17 protein-coding genes are annotated in these 18,093 nt (G+C 64.2%); 8 read left to right on the forward strand and 9 right to left on the reverse strand.

From position 1 onward, the window contains the following. Positions 1–72: 72 nt before the first annotated feature. Positions 73–1,179 (forward strand): aminoglycoside phosphotransferase family protein, encoded by a 1,107-nt coding sequence (locus AC07ZH_RS04775; RefSeq protein WP_495198780.1) that lies wholly within the window; start codon positions 73–75, stop codon positions 1,177–1,179. Positions 1,180–1,244: 65 nt separating this feature from the next. Further along, on the forward strand, positions 1,245–1,976 hold the full coding sequence (locus AC07ZH_RS04780) for a 16S rRNA (uracil(1498)-N(3))-methyltransferase (RefSeq protein ID WP_495198781.1): 732 nt from the start codon (positions 1,245–1,247) through the stop codon (positions 1,974–1,976). A 52-nt stretch (positions 1,977–2,028) separates the two neighbouring features. Here AC07ZH_RS04780 and AC07ZH_RS04785 read toward each other — a convergent pair whose 3' ends face one another. Then, positions 2,029–3,975: a GspE/PulE family protein gene (locus AC07ZH_RS04785; protein ID WP_495198782.1), complete on the reverse strand. Its 1,947-nt coding sequence runs from the start codon at positions 3,973–3,975 to the stop codon at positions 2,029–2,031. Between the two features lie 48 nt (positions 3,976–4,023). Then, positions 4,024–4,839 carry an exodeoxyribonuclease III gene (locus AC07ZH_RS04790; protein ID WP_495198783.1) on the reverse strand — a complete coding sequence of 272 codons (816 nt, stop codon included), beginning with the start codon at positions 4,837–4,839 and terminating at the stop codon, positions 4,024–4,026. On the opposite strand from AC07ZH_RS04790, the gene pyrE reads away from it, so the two are divergent. Then, complete coding sequence (pyrE, locus tag AC07ZH_RS04795; protein ID WP_495198784.1) at positions 4,838–5,536, forward strand: orotate phosphoribosyltransferase; 699 nt, start codon at positions 4,838–4,840, stop codon at positions 5,534–5,536. The two genes, AC07ZH_RS04790 and pyrE, sit on opposite strands and share 2 nt — an antisense overlap. 4 nt (positions 5,537–5,540) lie before the next feature. Then, a complete protein-coding gene (locus AC07ZH_RS04800) occupies positions 5,541–6,212 on the forward strand; it encodes a DUF4124 domain-containing protein (protein ID WP_495198785.1) in 672 nt (223 codons plus the stop codon). 19 nt (positions 6,213–6,231) lie between these two features. Here the strand turns inward: AC07ZH_RS04800 and gatB are convergent, their stop codons facing one another. From gatB to gatC, 3 genes are read right to left on the reverse strand one after another with little or no spacing between them, the layout of a single operon-like run. Further along, entirely contained in the window at positions 6,232–7,677 is a 1,446-nt protein-coding gene (gene gatB, locus AC07ZH_RS04805) for an Asp-tRNA(Asn)/Glu-tRNA(Gln) amidotransferase subunit GatB (RefSeq protein WP_495198786.1), read from the reverse strand. A gap of 1 nt (position 7,678) precedes the next feature. Then, positions 7,679–9,178, reverse strand: a complete 1,500-nt coding sequence (gene gatA / locus AC07ZH_RS04810; protein ID WP_495198787.1) for an Asp-tRNA(Asn)/Glu-tRNA(Gln) amidotransferase subunit GatA — start codon at positions 9,176–9,178, stop codon at positions 7,679–7,681. Positions 9,179–9,186: 8 nt separating this feature from the next. Next, positions 9,187–9,486: an Asp-tRNA(Asn)/Glu-tRNA(Gln) amidotransferase subunit GatC gene (gene gatC, locus AC07ZH_RS04815; protein WP_495198788.1), complete on the reverse strand. Its 300-nt coding sequence runs from the start codon at positions 9,484–9,486 to the stop codon at positions 9,187–9,189. Between the two features lie 269 nt (positions 9,487–9,755). Between gatC and AC07ZH_RS04820 the strand changes: the two genes are divergently transcribed. Genes AC07ZH_RS04820 through mrdA form a run of 4 tightly spaced genes read left to right on the forward strand, consistent with a single transcriptional unit; the run spans position 9,756 to position 14,281 of the window. Beyond that, complete coding sequence (locus tag AC07ZH_RS04820; RefSeq protein WP_119109740.1) at positions 9,756–10,799, forward strand: rod shape-determining protein; 1,044 nt, start codon at positions 9,756–9,758, stop codon at positions 10,797–10,799. 41 nt (positions 10,800–10,840) lie between these two features. After that, positions 10,841–11,767 carry a rod shape-determining protein MreC gene (gene mreC, locus AC07ZH_RS04825; protein ID WP_495198789.1) on the forward strand — a complete coding sequence of 309 codons (927 nt, stop codon included), beginning with the start codon at positions 10,841–10,843 and terminating at the stop codon, positions 11,765–11,767. Between the two features lie 58 nt (positions 11,768–11,825). Beyond that, the gene (gene mreD, locus AC07ZH_RS04830; protein ID WP_495198790.1) at positions 11,826–12,344 is read left to right on the forward strand and encodes a rod shape-determining protein MreD; all 519 of its coding nucleotides are present in this window, start codon (positions 11,826–11,828) and stop codon (positions 12,342–12,344) included. Then, complete coding sequence (mrdA, locus tag AC07ZH_RS04835; RefSeq protein WP_119109743.1) at positions 12,341–14,281, forward strand: penicillin-binding protein 2; 1,941 nt, start codon at positions 12,341–12,343, stop codon at positions 14,279–14,281. The genes mreD and mrdA overlap by 4 nt, the downstream gene beginning before the upstream one ends. A 14-nt stretch (positions 14,282–14,295) precedes the next feature. Here the strand turns inward: mrdA and AC07ZH_RS04840 are convergent, their stop codons facing one another. The 4 genes from AC07ZH_RS04840 to AC07ZH_RS04855 are packed head-to-tail and all read right to left on the reverse strand — an operon-like array spanning position 14,296 to position 18,087. Further along, complete coding sequence (locus AC07ZH_RS04840) at positions 14,296–15,180, reverse strand: DMT family transporter (protein ID WP_495198791.1); 885 nt, start codon at positions 15,178–15,180, stop codon at positions 14,296–14,298. Between the two features lie 51 nt (positions 15,181–15,231). Continuing rightward, positions 15,232–16,533, reverse strand: a complete 1,302-nt coding sequence (locus AC07ZH_RS04845) for a DcaP family trimeric outer membrane transporter (protein ID WP_495198792.1) — start codon at positions 16,531–16,533, stop codon at positions 15,232–15,234. A 31-nt stretch (positions 16,534–16,564) separates the two neighbouring features. Further along, on the reverse strand, positions 16,565–17,308 hold the full coding sequence (locus AC07ZH_RS04850; protein WP_495198793.1) for an amino acid ABC transporter ATP-binding protein: 744 nt from the start codon (positions 17,306–17,308) through the stop codon (positions 16,565–16,567). Then, on the reverse strand, positions 17,305–18,087 hold the full coding sequence (locus AC07ZH_RS04855) for an amino acid ABC transporter permease (protein WP_495198794.1): 783 nt from the start codon (positions 18,085–18,087) through the stop codon (positions 17,305–17,307). The genes AC07ZH_RS04850 and AC07ZH_RS04855 overlap by 4 nt, the downstream gene beginning before the upstream one ends. Positions 18,088–18,093 lie beyond the last annotated feature (6 nt).

The raw sequence follows: 18,093 nt of genomic DNA on the forward strand, positions 1-18,093 counted from the left end.
CGGCTGCCTTGCAGCCCCAGCACTGGCAAAGGCCCGCGCTGCGCGGGCCGGGTTTGTAGAATCGGATTATCCATGAGCCACTCCACCAACACGCCGGGCACGGGCGCCGTTACCTGGCCTGACATCCTTCGCCAGGCGCAATTCACCCAGTGGCTCGCCCCGCTGGTCGAGCGCCACGGCCTGCGCCCCGAGACGCTGCGCCCGGCCTCGGCCGACGCCAGCTTTCGCCGCTACCTGCGCCTGGACACCTGCGTCCCCGGCGAGAGCCGCATTGTCATGGACGCGCCGCCCGATCGGGAAGACTGCGCGCCCTTCGTCCACGTGCAGGGCTTGATGCAGCGCGCCGGCTTGAACGTGCCGGACATCCTGGAATGGGACAAAGCACATGGTTTCCTGCTGCTCTCCGACCTGGGCCAGCACACCGTCATCGAACGCCTCGATGCTGCCGACCCGCAAGCGGCAAACGCCTGGTACCGCCAGGCAACGGACGTGCTGCTGCAGTGGCAATTGGCTTCGCGCCCTGGCGTGCTGCCCCCTTACGACGCGGCCTTGCTGCGCCGCGAGCTGGCACTGTTTCCCGATTGGTACGTGGCGCAGCACCGCCAGGTGGTGCTCAGCGAGGCGCAGCAGCAAGTGTTGTCCACTGCGTTTGACCGCATCGTGGCGGAAAACCTGAGCGTGCCCAGCGTGTACGTGCACCGCGACTTCATGATGCGGAACCTGATGGCCCCTGTGGGTGAGGGCGGCCCGTTGGGCGTGCTCGACTTTCAGGATGCGGTCTATGGCCCCATCACCTACGACATTGCCAGCCTGCTGCGCGACGCCTTCATCAGTTGGGACGAAGAGTTCGTGCTCGACATCACCGTGCGCTACTGGGAGCTGGCGCGCAAGGCCGGCCTTTTGGGCCGCGCCAGCGCCAGCGGCTGGGGCGACGATTTTGGCGCGTTCTACCGCAGCGTTGAGTGGATGGGCCTGCAGCGCCACCTGAAAGTAGCCGGCATCTTTGCCCGCCTGACCCTGCGCGACGGTAAGCCCAAATACTTGGCGGATGCGCCGCGCTTCATCGGTTACCTCCGTGCCACGGCCCGCCGCTACCGGGAGCTGGGGCCTTTGGCGCGGCTGCTGGACCAGATCGAAGGCGATGCGGCCCCGGTCGGTTACGCCTACGGGCGGATGTAGATTTCATACAAAATAGGCCTCTAGCGCTTATCCAGTAAGCGCTAGCAGCTATTTATTTAGAAGCAATGCCCCGTTTTTATTGCCCAGTCGACATGGCCAGCGGCGCTGAACTGGAGCTGCCTGCAGGCGCCGCGCGCCACGTACAAGTGCTGCGCCTGCAGCCGGGTGATGCCATCACGCTGTTTCACGGTGGCCTGGAGGCGGCTGGCCCAAGGGGCGAGTTCGAGGCGCGCATCACCCACATGGGCCGCAGCAGCGTGCGCGCCGAAGTGGGCGCCCACCAAGCGATTGAGCGCGAGGCGGCGTGGGAGGTGCATCTGGTGGCCGGTATCACGGCGAACGAGCGCATGGACTGGCTGGTGGAAAAGGCCGCCGAGCTGGGCGCCGCCAGCATCACCCCGCTGCTGGCCGAGCGCAGCGTGCTCAAGCTCAAGGGCGAGCGCGCCGACAAAAAGCGTGCCCACTGGCAGGCCATCGCCATCGCCGCCTGTGAACAGTGCGGGCGCAACCGCGTGCCGCTGGTCGCGCAGGCGCTGGATTTGAGCGACTGGCTGGCCGGACCTGCCGGGGCTGCGCCCGCGCAGCGCCTGCTGCTGTCGCTGCGCGCAGGCAGTGTGCCTTTGAAAACCCGCCTTGCAGAGGCGGGCCCTGCGGTGTTCCTGTCAGGTCCGGAAGGCGGGCTAAGCCCCTTTGAAGAAGAGGCTGCGCTGGCGCAGGGCTTCGTTCCCGTCGGTCTTGGCCCGCGCGTGCTGCGCGCCGAGACGGCGGCGCTGGCGGCGTTGGCGCTGATGGCCTGAGCTGCCCCTGCCGGTACGGCCGGGGCGCGCCGCGCCCCATACCTTGCAAGTGTCAGAGGTTGGTCGCGGCCAGCACTTCGCTGATATCGGTCAGGCCTTGCAGCACCTTGTCGATGCCGTCCTGGCGCAGCGTGCGCATGCCGGCGACCAGCGCCGAATGGCGGATTTCGCTGGCCGACGCACGGTGGCGAATGTGCTGGCGGATGGTGTCGTCGCTCAGCATGAGTTCGTGAATTCCCAGGCGGCCGTGGTAACCACTCTGTTCGCACTTGTCGCAGCCGACGCAGCGCCACAGGGAAATGCTGCCGTCCACCTTGCCGTGGGCTGAACGCCAGCGCGCGATTTGCGTGGCGCGTGCCTCGGGGCCACTGTCGGAGGTGCTGGCAAGGTACTGCTCGGCAAGCTCGTCCAGCCTCGCCATGTCCGCCGGTACGGCCTGGCGACAGGCGGTGCACAGGCGCCGCACCAGGCGCTGGGCCAGGATGGCGAGCAGCGAATCGGAAAAATTGAACGGGTCGATCCCGATTTCCAGCAACCGCGCGATGCTCTCGGGCGCCGAGTTGGTGTGCAGGGTGGAGAGCACCAGGTGCCCGGTGAGCGAGGCCTCGACGGCGATGCGCGCGGTTTCCTCGTCGCGCATTTCGCCAATCATGATGACGTCGGGGTCGGCGCGCAGAAAGGTGCGCATGGCCGCGGCAAAGGTCCAGCCGATGCGCGGGTTCATTTGCACCTGGCGCAGCCCGCTCTGGGTGATCTCAATCGGGTCTTCGGCGGTCCAGATCTTGCGACCGGCGGTGTTGATGTCGCTGATCACCGAATGCAAGGTCGTTGTCTTGCCGCAGCCCGTGGGGCCGCACACCAGCACCAGACCATAGCTTTTCTGCACCATGCGGCGCAGGGCCGTCAGGTTGGCAGGGCTCAGGCCGATGCCGTCGATCGGCAGCGGCTTGGCGCCGGCCAGCAGGCGCAGCACCACGTCTTCGAGGCCGCGCGAAGTTGGCACGGTGACCACGCGCAGTTCTACCGGTGGGCCGCCAAAGCGCGAGAAATCGATTTTCCCGTCCTGCGGCTTCCGGTGCTCGGAGATGTCCATGCTGGCCATGATCTTGAGGCGCGCCACCATGGCGAACCGATAGCGCGCGGGCAGTTCGAGATAAGGCCGCAACTCGCCGTCCACACGCAGGCGTATGCGCAGGGGCCGGGGTGGCATTTCGGTTTCGATGTGGATGTCCGAGGCGCGCTGGGCAATGGCCTCGGTGATCAGCGAATTGATCAAGCGCACCAGGGTGTTGTCCGACTCGTTCACCACGTCGGCCGCTTCGCCTGCGCCGTCGGGCGTCGCGCTATCCAGGGTGCTGGCCAGGTCCCGTGCGCTGGCGCGGGCGGCGTTGTTGGCTGCCGCACTGTCGGGGCGCGGCGCGATTTTGGGGTTGTCTCCTGGGTGGATGGCATACGCCTTGGCAATGGCGGGCGCCAGCGTGCCTGGCGCCGCGCGCAGGGCGATCAGGCGGCGCTGCGTCAAAAAGCGAAGCTCGTCGAGCAGCACGCGGTCCAGCGGGTCCACCACCAGCACCACCAGTGCATCGTCCCGCGCCAGCAGCGGCAGCACCGATTCGCGTTCAGCTACCAGGCGCGGCACCAGTGCCAACGCGGCCGTATCGGGATGGAGCTGCCCAGGGTTGACCACGTAGTCACCCAGCCAGGCGGCAATGACCTGGCGCAACTGGTCTTGTGTGAGTTCGCCGCCGCCGATGAGAATTTGCCCGATCAGGCGGTGAACACCCTGCGCGCGCTCCTGGCGCTGCAACTGCAAGGCCTCGGCCAGCGCCGCCGCGCGCACCATGCCGGCATTGACCAAAGCCTCGCCCAGATGCTTGGCCGTACCCACCACCGGATGCGGGGAATTGATCAGCTGCCAAAGCGCGTCGGAATCGTGCGGCTCGAAATGCGGGCTGGGCGGCGGCGTTTCGTGCTGAGTCGCGGCAGGCAGAGAATCCATGGCAGTGCTTTTCATCCAGGGCAGTGGGCCGCATCACAGCGGCTTCGGTTACAGGGCCAACGCGTAGTCGATGGTGAGCGGTGCGTGGTCGGAAAAGCGCTGCGTTTTGTAGATGCTGGCCGACCGTGCCAGCTGGGCCATTGCGGGGCTCGCCAGATGGTAGTCGAGCCGCCAGCCCACGTTGTTGGCCCAGGCCTGACCGCGATTGCTCCACCAGGTGTAGGCCTCGTCCGTCGTTTCGGGGTGCAGCAGGCGGTAGACATCCACCAGGCCTTCGCTTGGGTCAGTTGTGTGCAACAGTTTTGTCATCCAGGCGCGTTCTTCGGGCAGAAAACCGCTGTTCTTCTGGTTGCTGCGCCAGTTTTTGAGATCGATTTGCTGGTGCGCAATGTTGATGTCGCCGCACAAAATGAACTCGCGCTCGCCCCGGCATTGCACCAGGTGCGGGTGGAACTGTTCCAGAAAGCGGAACTTGGCCTGCTGGCGCTCTTCGCCGGACGATCCGCTGGGAAAGTAGGCGCTGATGATGGAGAGCTTGCGCGCAGGGGTGTCGAAGCGCAGCTCGACATAGCGCCCCTCGGCGTCGAATTCTTCCGAACCGTAGCCGGTGCGCACGTCGCTGGGTTCGTGGCGGGTGTAGACGCCGACGCCGGAGTAGCCCTTTTTCTGCGCGAAGTGAAAATGTCCGTCCAGACCCGCAAGTTGCTCGAAGCGGCCGGCCACGTCAGATTGTTGTGCCTTGACCTCTTGCACACAAATACAATCCGGTCGCAGCGTGTGCAGCCACTGTTCAAGCCCCTTGGTAGTGGCTGAGCGGATGCCGTTAAGGTTGAGGCTGGTGAGCTTGAACAAGGAGTTTCCCATGTCGGATGTGGATGCAGCGCAGGCACCTGCCGGTGCGATGGCGCAAGAATTTGTGCGCTTTGCCGTCGAGGCCGGCGTGCTTGGATTCGGCGAATTCAAGACCAAGGCGGGCCGCATGAGCCCGTATTTTTTCAACGCCGGCCTGTTCAACGACGGCGCCACGCTGGGGCGCCTTGCCCAATTCTATGCAAATGCCCTGATCGCCAGCGGTATCGAGTTCGACATGGTGTTCGGCCCGGCGTACAAGGGCATTCCCTTGGCGGCCACGTTGGCTGTCGAGCTGGCGCGGCGCGGGCGCAACGTCCCCTTTGCCTACAACCGCAAGGAAGCCAAGGACCACGGCGAAGGCGGAACCCTGGTGGGGGCGCCGCTCGCCGGGCGCGTGCTGATCGTGGACGATGTGATGTCCGCAGGCACCGCGGCGCGCGAGTCGATCAAACTGATCGTGAAGGCGGGCGCCACCCCGCACGCCATGGTGGTCGCACTTGACCGCCAGGAAAAGGCAACCGAGGATGGCCGCGACGTGGACTACAGCGCGGTGCAGTACGTACGCCGTGCGCTGGGACTTGAAGTCTGTGCCATTGCCTGCCTGGCAGACTTATTGCTGTATCTTTCGGAAACGCGGGGTACTGACATGTTGCAGCACCGCGAGCGGGTGCTGGCGTACCGCCAGCGGTACGGAGTTGCTGAAGGGTGACGCATTGAACGCATTGGTCTGGAGCGCAGGAATCGCAATCGCCTTGCTGGTGCAGGCGGGCGCGCACGCGGAAGACGCTTCCACGGGCGGCATCTACACCTGTGTCGATGCCAGCGGCCGACGCATCACGTCAGATCGGCCCATTGCCGCCTGCATCGACCGTGAGCAGCGCGAACTGGGGCCGACCGGCACCGTGCGGCGCGTGATTGGCCCCAGTCTCACGGAACATGAAAAAGCTGTCCAGGCCGCGCAGTTGCGCAAGCAACAAGACGAAGCCAACCGGGTTGCCGATGAGAAGCGCCGCGAACGTGTGCTGGTGGCGCGCTACCCGAACCGTGCCGCACATGATGCAGAGCGGGCCGCGGCGCTTGAAACCGTTGATTCCGTCACGGCAGTGGCCGTGAAGCGGATTCAAGCGCTGAAAGAGGCCCGCAAGGCAATCGATGCCGAAATGGAGTTCTACAAGAAGGACCCCGCCAAAGCCCCCATGAAGCTGCAGCGCGAGGTGGCCGCCAACGATGCGGAAATCCAGGAGCAGCAGCGGTTCATTCTCAGCCAGGGGCAGGAGAAGCAGCGCGTCAACAAGCGGTTTGACGTCGAACTGGCGCAGCTGCGCCAGTTGTGGGGGACTCGGGCCACCGAGCCGTCCGTGCCTGCGGGAACGGCGGCGCAGTAGTTTCGCCCGCAGGCGGCGTTCAGGCGAGGCGTTGGCGCAGCAAATCGTTGACCTGCTGCGGGTTGGCCTTGCCTTTGCTGGCCTTCATCACTTGGCCCACCAGCGCGTTGAAGGCCTTGTCCTTGCCGGCGCGGAACTGTGCCACGTTGTCGGCGTTGGCGGCAATGACGTCGTCGATGATTTTTTCTAGCGCGCTGCTGTCGTTCATCTGGCGCAGGCCGAGAGAATCGATGAGCGCGTCCACCTCGCTGCCCGCGCCGCTCCACAGCGCTTCAAACACCTGGCGGGCGGCGTTGTTGGAGATGGTGGCATCGACGATGCGCTTGATCAGTTGCGCCAGTTGCTGTGCGCTCACGGGCGACTGGTGGATGTCCTGCTCTTGGGCATTGAGGCGCCGGGCCAGCTCGCCCATGATCCAATTGCTGGCAAGTTTGGGCTGCTCGCTGGCCTTGGCAGCCTCCTCGAAATACGCCGCCATGGCCTTGCTTTGCGTCAGGATGGCTGCGTCGTACTCGGGCAGGCCATAGCCACCAACGAAGCGCGCCGCCATGGCCCGCGGCAACTCGCCCATGGTGGCGCGGGTGGCCTCTATCCACTCCGGCGCAATCACCAGCGGCGGCAGATCGGGGTCGGGGAAGTAGCGGTAGTCCGCCGAATCTTCCTTGCTGCGCATGGCGCGCGTCTCGCCGGTGTCAGGATTGAACAGCACGGTGGCCTGCTCGATGGCGCGGCCGTCTTCCAGCTCTTCGATCTGCCAGCGAATCTCATAGTCCATCGCCTGCTGCATGTTGCGAAAGCTGTTGAGATTCTTGATCTCGCGCCGCGTACCCAGGGGCGCACCGGGCTTGCGCACGGACACGTTGGCATCGCAGCGGAACGACCCTTCCTGCATGTTGCCGTCGCAGATGCCGATCCAGGTGACGAGCTTGTGCAGCTCGCGCGCATAGGCCACCGCTTCGGCGGATGAACGCATATCGGGCTCGGTGACGATCTCCAAGAGCGGCGTGCCGGCGCGGTTCAGGTCGATGCCCGACTGGCCAATGAAGTCTTCGTGCAGCGATTTGCCGGCGTCTTCTTCCAGGTGCGCGCGCACCAGGCGGACGGTTTTCTGCTCATCGCCAAGCAGGAAGGACACCTCGCCGCCCTGCACAACGGGAATCTCGAACTGGCTGATCTGGTAGCCCTTGGGCAAGTCCGGGTAGAAGTAGTTTTTTCTAGAAAAAATGCTCTCTAGGGCAATGTGGGAGCCAAGAGCAAGTCCTAATTTAATAGCGCACTGCACCGCTTCGCGGTTCATCACCGGCAGCGTACCGGGAAGGGCCAGGTCGACCGCGCAGGCCTGTGTGTTGGGTTCGGCGCCGAAGGCGGTCGAGGCGCGGCTGAAGATTTTGCTGCGCGTGGCCAGTTGCGTGTGCGTTTCGAAGCCGATGACGACTTCGTAGCCGTGGATCAAGGGGGCGCTCATGTCAGAAGCCTGTAGGTGTGCGCAGGTGGAAATCGGTGGCTTGCTGCAAACGGTGTGCGGCGTTCAGCAATTGCGCTTCCTGGAAATAATTGCCAATGAGCTGCAGGCCCACCGGCATGCCGTGCTCGCCAAACCCAGCCGGCACGCTCATGCCGGGGAGCCCCGCGAGCGAGGCGGGCAGGGTGAAGATGTCGGCCAGGTAGTCGGCCAGCGGGTCGCTGCCGTGCTCGCCAATCTTCCAGGCGACGCTGGGTGCCACGGGCCCGGCAATCACGTCGCATGCCTTGAAGGCCTGCTGGAAGTCGTCGGCAATCATGCGGCGAATCTTTTGCGCCTGCAGATAGTAGGCGTCGTAGTAGCCGTGCGAGAGCACGTAGGTGCCGATCATGATCCGGCGCTTGACCTCGTCGCCAAAGCCCTCGGCGCGCGTCTTCTTGTACATGTCCATCAGGTCGGTGTAGTCCTTGGCGCGGTGGCCGAACTTCACGCCGTCGAAACGGCTGAGGTTGGAGCTCGCCTCAGCCGGGGCAATGATGTAGTACACCGGGATGGCCAGCTCGGTGCGCGGCAGCGAGATGGGGACCAGGTGGGCGCCCAGTTTCTCGTATTCCTTGAGCGCAGCGTCGAGGGCGGCGCGCACGCCTGGCGCAACGCCGTCGGCAAAGAACTCCTTCGGCATACCGATGCGCAGGCCGTCGAGCGAGTCGTTCAGTTGGCGACTGAAGTCTTCGGCAGGGCGGTCGAGCGAGGTCGAATCCCGGTCCGGGTCCGGCCCGCACATGGCGGACAGCAGCAGCGCACAATCTTCTGCCGTGCGCGCCAGAGGTCCCGCCTGGTCCAGGCTGGAGGCAAAGGCCACCATGCCGTAGCGCGATGCCCGGCCATAAGTGGGTTTGATGCCCGTGATGCCGCAAAACCCTGCCGGCTGGCGGATCGAGCCGCCGGTATCGGTGCCCGTGGTGGCTGGTACCAACCGTGCTGCCACCGCTACGGCACTGCCGCCGGACGAGCCACCGGGAATGCGCGTGCTGTCCCAGGGGTTGCGCACTGGCTGCGCGCTGTCAAAACCCACGGGAACAGTGGCAGAGTTCTCGTTGGCCGAGCCCATGGCGAATTCGTCGCAGTTGAGCTTGCCCAGCGTGACAGCGCCGGCTTCAGCGAGCTTGCGCACCACGGTGGCGTCGAACGGCGAGCGGTAGCCGGCCAGCATGCGCGAGCCGGCGGTGGTTGGGAAATCGCGCGTGACAAAGATATCCTTGTGCGCCAGCGGCACGCCTTCCAACGCTGCCGTGCTGCCTGCGGCCAGCCGCTCGTCGGCCAGGCGGGCCTGGGCGCGGCTGGCGTCTTCGTCCACGGCGAGAAACGCGCCCAGGCTCTGGTGCTGGCGCATGCGCGCGAGAAAATGCTCGGTGGCTTCCAGCGCGCTGACCCGGCGCGAGCGCAGGGCCTGCGCCAGCGTGGACAGCGGCATCTCGTGGAGGGCAAGTCCGTGGGAACTCATGGCGGCGCTCATTCGATCACCCGCGGCACGAGGAACAGGCCGCGCTCGACTGCAGGGGCGTTTTGCTGGTTGGCGGTGCGCTGATCGGGCTCACTGGCGATGTCGTCCCGCAAGCGCAGAACCACCGGCGCAACGGCGGCGACCGGGTGGGTCAGCGGCGCGATGCCGGAAGTGTCTACCGCGCGAATCTGCTCGACGATGTCGAAAAAGCCGTTCAATTGGGTGAGCATGTGCCCACTTTCATCGTCGCTGAGGTCAAGTCGGGCCAGATGGGCGATGCGGCCGATCTCCTGGTGGGTGAGTGCCATGGGAATGAGGGGTTCGAAACCGGATGTAAAGCTCCTGCGAAGGGCGCGCAGGGAAGAGTTATTCACAGGGGATGCGGTATTATCCCGCCTTTGTCGAAAAGCCCTGGAAACTGACGCTACTTGTGCGCAAAGTCCCACTAAAACTTTTGCTTATGGGTTCCTCCGGCGTCAGGATGGCACCTTCTTGTCGGCATTTCAGGCACGATTTTTACCCATGTAACACGGCGATGGCAGGCCGACGCGCGTGCCGTGCCCGAGAGGATTCTTGAATGTTTGGAGTTTTTCGTCGGTATTTTTCTACCGACCTCGCGATTGACCTCGGCACCGCGAACACCCTGATTTTTGCCCGCGACAAGGGCATCGTGCTGGATGAGCCTTCGGTCGTCGCCATCCGCCATGAAAGTGGGCCGCACGGCAAGAAGGTGATTCAGGCGGTCGGCCGCGAAGCCAAGGCCATGCTCGGGAAGGTGCCCGGCAACATCGAAGCCATTCGTCCGATGAAGGATGGCGTGATTGCCGATTTCGTCATCACCGAGCAGATGATCAAGCAGTTCATCAAGATGGTGCACCCGCGCACCTTGCTCACGCCCAGCCCGCGCATCATCATCTGCGTGCCCTGTGGCTCCACGCAGGTCGAGCGCCGCGCCATCAAGGACGCGGCAGAGGCGGCGGGTGCCACGTCGGTCTACCTCATTGAAGAGCCCATGGCTGCGGGCATCGGCGCCGGCCTGCCGGTGTCCGAGGCCTCGGGCTCCATGGTGGTGGACATTGGCGGCGGCACCACGGAGGTGGGCGTGATCTCGCTCGGCGGCATGGTTTACAAAGGCAGTGTGCGCGTCGGCGGCGACAAGTTCGACGAAGCCATCATCAGCTACATCCGGCGCAACTACGGCATGCTCATCGGGGAGCCGACGGCGGAAGCGATCAAGAAGAAAATCGGTTCGGCCTTTCCCGGCTCGGAAGTGCGCGAGATGGAAGTGCGGGGTCGCAACCTCAGCGAGGGTGTGCCGCGCAGCTTCACCATTTCCAGCAACGAGGTGCTGGAAGCCCTGACCGAACCCCTCAACCAGATTGTTTCGGCGGTGAAGAATGCGCTGGAGCAAACTCCGCCCGAACTCGGTGCCGACATTGCCGAGCGCGGCATGATGCTGACCGGGGGTGGCGCGCTCTTGCGCGACCTGGACCGCCTGCTGGCCGAAGAAACCGGCCTGCCGGTGCTGGTGGCGGAAGACCCGCTGACCTGTGTGGTACGCGGCTGCGGTATAGCCTTAGAGCGCATGGACCGTGCAGGAAGTATCTTTACCAGTGAATGAGCCCTGCGCACGGCGGTTCGTCGCTGTGAAAGGGAGGCGCCATGCCGCACGGTACCCTTGAACGGAGCGCCCCATCCTTCATGCGCCCGGGACCAACGCCTCGGGCGCAATTGATTCTCTACAGCGCCTTGGCGCTGTTTTTGATGGTGGCCGATGCCCGTCTTCATGTGACGGAGCCACTGCGCAATGTGGTGGCCACCGTGCTCTATCCTGTGCAGTGGCTGATGCTGCAGCCGGCGAACCTTCTGGGGCGCAGCAGCACCTATATGGAGTCGCTGGAGACGGCGCAGGCCGAGGCCAAGGAGGCGCGTCAGAAATGGCTCGCGTCGTCGCTGCGCGCCAACCAACTGGACCAGCTGGAACTGGAGAATGAGCGCTTGCGCCAGTTGCTCGATCTGCGTACCCGCACCAAGGTTTCGGCGCGGGCGGCGCAAATTCTCTACGACACCGCCGATCCCTACAGCCGCCGCGTGGTGGTGGACGCAGGCCAGACGTCAGGCGTGGAGCCAGGCTCCCCCGTGGTGGATGCGCTCGGTGTACTGGGCCAGATCACGCGCGTGCATCCTTTCTACAGCGAAGCGACCCTGCTCATCGACAAGGACCAGGCCATTCCCGTGCTCAACGTGCGTACCGGACAACGCGGTGTGGCCTATGGTGACCCGGTGCTCAGCCATGGCGGGGGCATGGAACTGCGCTTCATGCAGGCCAATGCCGATATTCAGGAAGGGGACCTGCTGACCACCAGCGGCATGGACCGCGTATACCCACCAGGCCTGCCGGTCGCCCGCGTGGTGCGTGTGGAGCGTCGGGCGGACCTTGCCTTTGCGCGCGTGTACTGCGCGCCGCTTGCGCGCGTGCAAGGTGCCCAGCATGTGCTGCTGCTCTCGCCTGCGACGAATGACCTGCCGCAAGCGCTGCCGTCGCCCGAGGCTCCTGCATCAACACCAAAGAAGAAGCCACGCAAATGATGGTTCAGTGCATCGATGTGCGTGATGGGGTGTGCCCAGCGCTGCCAGGAGGTGCCGCATGATCATGCCGCGCGGACAGTTGCTGCTGATGCCGGTCAGGCCGGCTTTTATCGTGGTCAGCTTGTTGGCTGCGCTGGCGCTCAACATGCTGCCGCTGGGGCCAAGGCCCTGGATGCCTGATGCACTCATCTTGCTGCTGGCATTCTGGGGCATGCACCAGCCCCTGCGCGTCGGTATGGGGGTGGCGTTTGCCTTGGGTCTGTGCATGGATGTGCAGCAGTCTTCTTTGCTCGGCCAGCACGCGTTGGCCTATGCGGTGTTGATGTACGGGGTGGCGCTCGCACACCGCCGGCTGTTGTGGTATTCGGCGGTTTCTCAAGCACCCCAAATGGCGGGGTTTTTTGCTTTGGCGCATGCCGTCTTGGTGGTCGTTGGCCTATTGGCAGGGGGCGGCCTGCCTAGCTGGAGCGTTGCGCTCGCACCCGTGCTCGAAGCCTTGCTCTGGGCCCCCGCAAGCTGGCTGTTGCTCGCGCCCCAGCGGCGGGCACCGGATCGCGACGAGAAGCGCCATCCATGACGGAGTTGCGCAATGTCGAGGCCGACGCCTCGCGTTTTCGCACGCGGATCTGGATTGTCGGCGCCGTGGTGCTGCTGGCGTTTTGCTTGCTGGTGGCACGGCTGGTCTTTTTGCAGGTGGTGCGGCACGAAGATTTGGCCGAGCAGGCCGAAAGCAACCGCACGGCCATCGTCCCCATCGTGCCCAATCGTGGGCTTATCAAGGATCGGAACGGGGTCGTGCTCGCCAGCAACTATGCTGCGTACACGCTCGAAATCACGCCTTCCAAGGCGGGGGTTCTGGAGGACACGATCAACAGTCTGGCGCAGATTGTCGAGATCACGCCGCGCGACCGCCGGCGCTTCAAGCGCTTGATGGAAGAGTCGCGCAACTTTGAGTCGCTTCCCCTGCGCACCCGGCTCACCGACGCCGAGGTGGCACGTTTTGCTGCGCAAAACTACCGGTTTCCAGGCGTGGAGGTGAAGGCCAGGCTGTTTCGCAACTACCCGTTTGGCGAAACTGCGAGCCACGCCATTGGGTACATCGGGCGCATCAATGAAGCCGAGAAGGCACGCATCCAGGACTCTGACGACGAAGCCAACTACCGTGGTACCGACTACATTGGCAAGCTGGGCGTTGAGCAGAGCTTTGAGTCGCAGCTCCATGGCGAAACTGGGGTAGAGCAAATGGAGACCTCTGCCGGCGGCCGGGCGGTGCGCAAACTGCAGAGCTTTCCCGCCACGCCCGGCAACACCGTGACGCTGACGCTGGACATCAAGTTGCAGCGCATGATCGAAGACCTGTTTGGCGACCGACGTGGTGCCCTGGTGGCGATTGATCCGCGCAACGGTGAAGTGCTGGCCATGGTCAGCAAGCCCACCTTCGATCCGAACCTGTTTGTCGAAGGGATTGACTTCGAGAACTGGACGGCGCTCAACGAGTCGCTCGACAAGCCCCTGCTCAACCGCGCGCTGCGTGGCACCTACCCAGTCGGCTCGACCTACAAACCCTTCATGGGACTGGCAGCGCTGGAGACGGGGAAGCGAACTCCCGGAGCCATTACACAGGACAATGCCTCCTGGACCTTTGGTGGGCACACCTTCCGCAGCCATGGCGACCATGCTCTGGGGCCGGTGGATATGTACCGTGCCATCATGCTATCGAGCAACGTGTACTTCTACCAGGTGGCCAATGACATGGGCGTGGACGCGATCCATGATTTCATGGCGCCATTGGGGTTTGGCCAGATTACGGGGATCGACCTGCCGGGCGAAGTGCGTGGCGTGCTGCCCAGCCAGGCCTGGAAGCGCAGTGCCTACAAGCGACCCGAGCAGCGGCGCTGGTACGCTGGCGAGACGATTTCGCTTGGTATCGGGCAGGGCTACAACAACTTCACCATTTTGCAACTGGCGCATGCAACGGCCACGCTGGCCAATGGCGGCATTGCCTATACCCCCCACCTAGGGATGTTTACCACCGACGTGATGACGCGTGAAAAGCACCCTGTGGAGCGCCCAGAGCCGGTCAATCTGGGGTTCAAAAAGGCCAATGTGGACGTGATCAAGCGCGCCATGGTCGGCGTCACGCAGGGCGGTACCGGGAGCCATGTATTTGCGGGTGCGAGCTACGTTTCAGGGGGCAAGACGGGGACGGCGCAGGCAGTCACCATCGGGCAGAAAGACAAGTACAACGCCAAGAAGCTCGAAGAGCACCAACGCGACCATGCGCTCTATATCGCATTTGCCCCGGCCGAAGAGCCGCGCATTGCCCTGGCCGTCATTGTCGAGAACGCGGGCTGGGGCGCTGGTGTTGCGGCCCCTATCGCACGGCGGGTGTTTGACTACTGGCTTAACGGCCAATACCCCAGCGTGGAAGACATCGCTGCAGTGCGCAAGGGCCTGGCGACGGCACCTATCGGTACGCCGCGCCGGGTGGAAGATATTCCACTCTTGCCCTGAAGGGTGTTGGAGCGCTAGGCACCAGGGCTTGACGGTGTGGGCTGCCACTGGCTCCATACCAGTGCCAGCACGACCAGGGCTGCTCCCGTGAGTGCCACCAGTCCCATGTGTTCGCCTATCAAGGCCCAGGCCGTGAGGGCCGCAAATACCGGTTCCAGTCCGAAAATGATGGCGCTGCGCAGCGCATCGACCCGCTGCTGCCCCCAGGCCTGCAGCGTGACGACGATCACACTGGCAAGCAGCCCGAGGTAGATCAGCGCCGTCCAGGCAGGGGCAGTGAGTACCTGCATGCCTGTGCTCCATTCGCTGCCGTGGCGCCCTAATAGCAGTGCGAACGCGGCGATGCACATGACAGTGGCCTGTGCGGCCGCCATGCGCGTCGCGCGAAGTGGCGCTCCCGTGTGCCGCCGTGCGGATTCTTCAAGCATGAGAATGTAGACGGCATAGAAGAACGTGCTGCAAAGGGTGAGCGTATCGCCGAGGTTCCAGGGCGCATCTTCGTGAAACATCAGCGCCATGCCAGCGCACGCCAGCGCACACGCGGCCCACAGACGCCAGCCGTAGCGCCGTCCGAGGGTGAGCATGGCCAGGAGGGGCACCACCAGCACGTTGAGACCGGTAACGAAGGCGTTGCGGTTGCTGCTGGTGCGCACCAGCCCCTCGATCTGCAGCCAGAACGCGCAAAACAGCAGCGCACCCAGAAGCAGGCCCCAGCGCCGCTCGCTGGCCCGCATACCGCGCCAGAGCGGTGCCAGAACCACAAGGGCAATGGCAAAACGCAGCCAGATGATCTGCAGGGCATCCAGCTGGCCAGAGAGCAACTTCATGGCCGGAAACGTCGTGCCCCATACGGCAGTGACCAGCAGGAGGGCGGCTAGTCCACGTTTTTCTGATTGCATAAAAAAAGCCGGCCACTTGCGCGGCCAGCTTCTGTGAAATGTAAGAACAGATCAGTTGAAGATGTAGCGAGCCTGCAGGTTCAGGCGGCTCAGACTGCCGGTATCTCCGCCGTACGTCGTGCGGCGGCCACCAATCAATTCAGTGCCAAGCTCCACATTCTTGATGGGCAGGTAATAGAAGCCCAGATGCCACTGCGTCAGGCGTTCGTTCCCGTCCAGGCCGTAGGCGTTTACGTACGCATCGCCGACATTTCGCGTGGAGCGCACCGTGCCTACCGACACCGTGGCACGCAGGTGCTCGCTGAATGTGTTGGTCAGCCCGAGCACCACACCACGCGCGCGATCCAGGCGGAGGGTCCCGCCGTCGAGCACTGGGTAGTTGGCACCGACCAGATAGGCGCCGTCGCCGTCGCCGTCCACCTGGGTGTACTGTGCCATCAGCGTGGCCGTTCCGGTCAGCTTGTAGCTGCCGCCCAGGCCGAAGCCGAAGCCCCGCTTGCTGGCGCTGCCCACCCGCTGCTCGTGCGAGAGGATGCGGGCATTGAGTGTGCCCCAATCAAAGCCTTTGTCCACGCGCGCCACCAAGTTGGGCGAATGCGCGCCGTCGCTGGGTTCCTCCAGTGCAAATTGGAACTTGGCCAGATTGGGGTTGTTCCAGGTGTAGCGCGCCTGCACCGGGCGGCGGAAGGTGGCGCCGGGCGGGCCGTTGAAGTCCACGGTTTCCGGCATGTCGTCCAGGTCCATGAATGTGGACCAGGTCTGGCCGATCAGCCAACCGGCGTACTCGCCGTAGGCATGGCGCAGGCGCAGGCGATTGCGGTTGCATTCGTTGCCGCAGTAGCCATAAAAATCAGCCTCAATCTTGGTGTTGAACGCGCCGTTCGACATGGGCGTAGAAGTCTCAAAGCCAAAGCGGGAGGTCTGGCCGGTGAGCACGGTTTTGCCGGTTGCCGGGTGGCCTGAGTTGAGTGGCTGTTCGGCGAGGTTGGTGAAATTGTCGCCAGGCGCGGTGCTCTTGAAGTCCTTGATGGCGTTGGCTTCGGCAAAACCATAGACGCGGATCGAGGTTTCGCTGCCGGGCAAACGGAAGCTGCCCGGGATGTCGCCCAGCACGACAGCGTCTTTCTGGCGCAGCTCGACGTTGTCGAGGCGGTCGTTCCAGTTCGACGCGCTGGCGGCGGGCGCCACGGGCGCCTGTGCTTGTTGCGCCTTGAGCTGGTTGAGCTCGGTGCGCAAGGCTTTGATCTCGGCGCGCAGGTCGTTGAAGTCCTGCGCAGATTGCGCAAAGGCCTGAGACGAGAGGCTGCACAAGCCGGCGGCCATCAAGGCAAGAAAAAGAGAACTGCGTTTCATGGTGACTCCGGGGGTAGAAAGGGTGGAGGATTCAGGCGCCCATGCGGCCTATGAATGCACGGATGCGGTCGTTGGCGGGGTTACCAAAGAAGGCTTCCGGCGGTGCGTCGTGCGCGATGCGGCCTTGGTCGAAAAACAGCACGCGGTCGGCCACTTCGCGTGCAAAGCCCATTTCGTGCGTGACCACGATCATGGTCATGCCACCGCGAGCGAGCTCGCGCATCACGTCCAGCACCTCCTGCACCATCTCAGGGTCCAGCGCCGAGGTGGGTTCGTCAAACAGCATGACCTTGGGGTTCATGGCCAGAGCGCGGGCAATGGCCACGCGCTGCTGCTGGCCGCCCGAGAGCTGCCATGGATACTTGTGCGCATGCTCATGCAGGCCGACGCGGCGCAGCAGCACCATGGCCTCGGCGTTGGCCTGCGTACGGGCCGTGTGGCGCACGCGCCGTGGTGCCAGGGTGATGTTGTCCAGCACCGAGAGGTGGCCAAACAGGTTGAACTGCTGGAACACCATGCCGACATCGCAGCGCTGCTTCTGCAGCGTCGCGATGTCGTCCGAGACTGGCACGCCTTCGATGGTGATGGTGCCGCTGTCGTGCGGCTCCAGCCGGTTGATGGCGCGCAGCAGGGTGCTCTTGCCAGAACCCGAGGCGCCAATGATGACCGTCACCTCGCCGGTATTGAAGTGGGTGGAGACGTCGCACAGCACCTGGTGCGCCCCAAAGGATTTGCACACGTGGTCTGCCACGATGAAGGCTTGTGGCGTGCTCATTTGACACGTCCCTCGACGTCAAAGCGGTACTCGATGGCGTTCGATATCTGCGTCACCAGGGTGGTCAGCAGCAGGTAGGTCACGGCCACGGTCGAAAGCGTGGCAATCGGCTGGAACGTGGCCGACTGGATGCGGTTGCCCACGTTGGTGAGTTCGACCACGCCAATCGCATACGCCAGGGACGAATCCTTGAGCAGCGCAACGAAATTGCTCACCAAGGGTGGCAGTGCAATCTTGAAGGCTTGCGGAAACACCACGTCAAAGAATACGTGCAAGCGGCCCAGGCCCAGCGCACGCGCCGCCTCCGTCTGACCGCGTGGAACGGCCAGCAGGCCCGCGCGCACGGATTCCGAGTTGTAGGCGCCTACGTTGAGCGACAAAGCCAGCACCGCTGCGGCGAAATCAGGCAGGTTCAGGCCGGGCACCAGCGCCGGCAGGGCAAAGTAGACGAACAGTATCTGCACCAGCAGCGGCGTACCCCGAATGGCCCAGATGTAGAAACTGGCCACCCAGCGCAGTGCGCGCCAGCGGGCGGTGCGCGCCAACGCGGCGCAGGTGCCCAGCAGCAGACCTAGCGTGCCGCTCACCAGGGTGAGCCACAGCGTGGTGCGCGCGCCGGCGGCAAACGCCTGCGCGTTCGAGCCAATCGGCTCGGGCAGAAAAGAAAGCAACTGGCCGAGCACGGACAGCGCCAGCACCATCAGCACCAAGGCGCTGACGAGCGTGGCGTTGCTGCGCTGCTGGCGGCTCCAGCGCTCTGGCCAAAGGGCAACGAGCATGAGGGG

The sequence above is a fragment of the Simplicispira sp. GW247-4R2A genome (assembly GCF_059424465.1).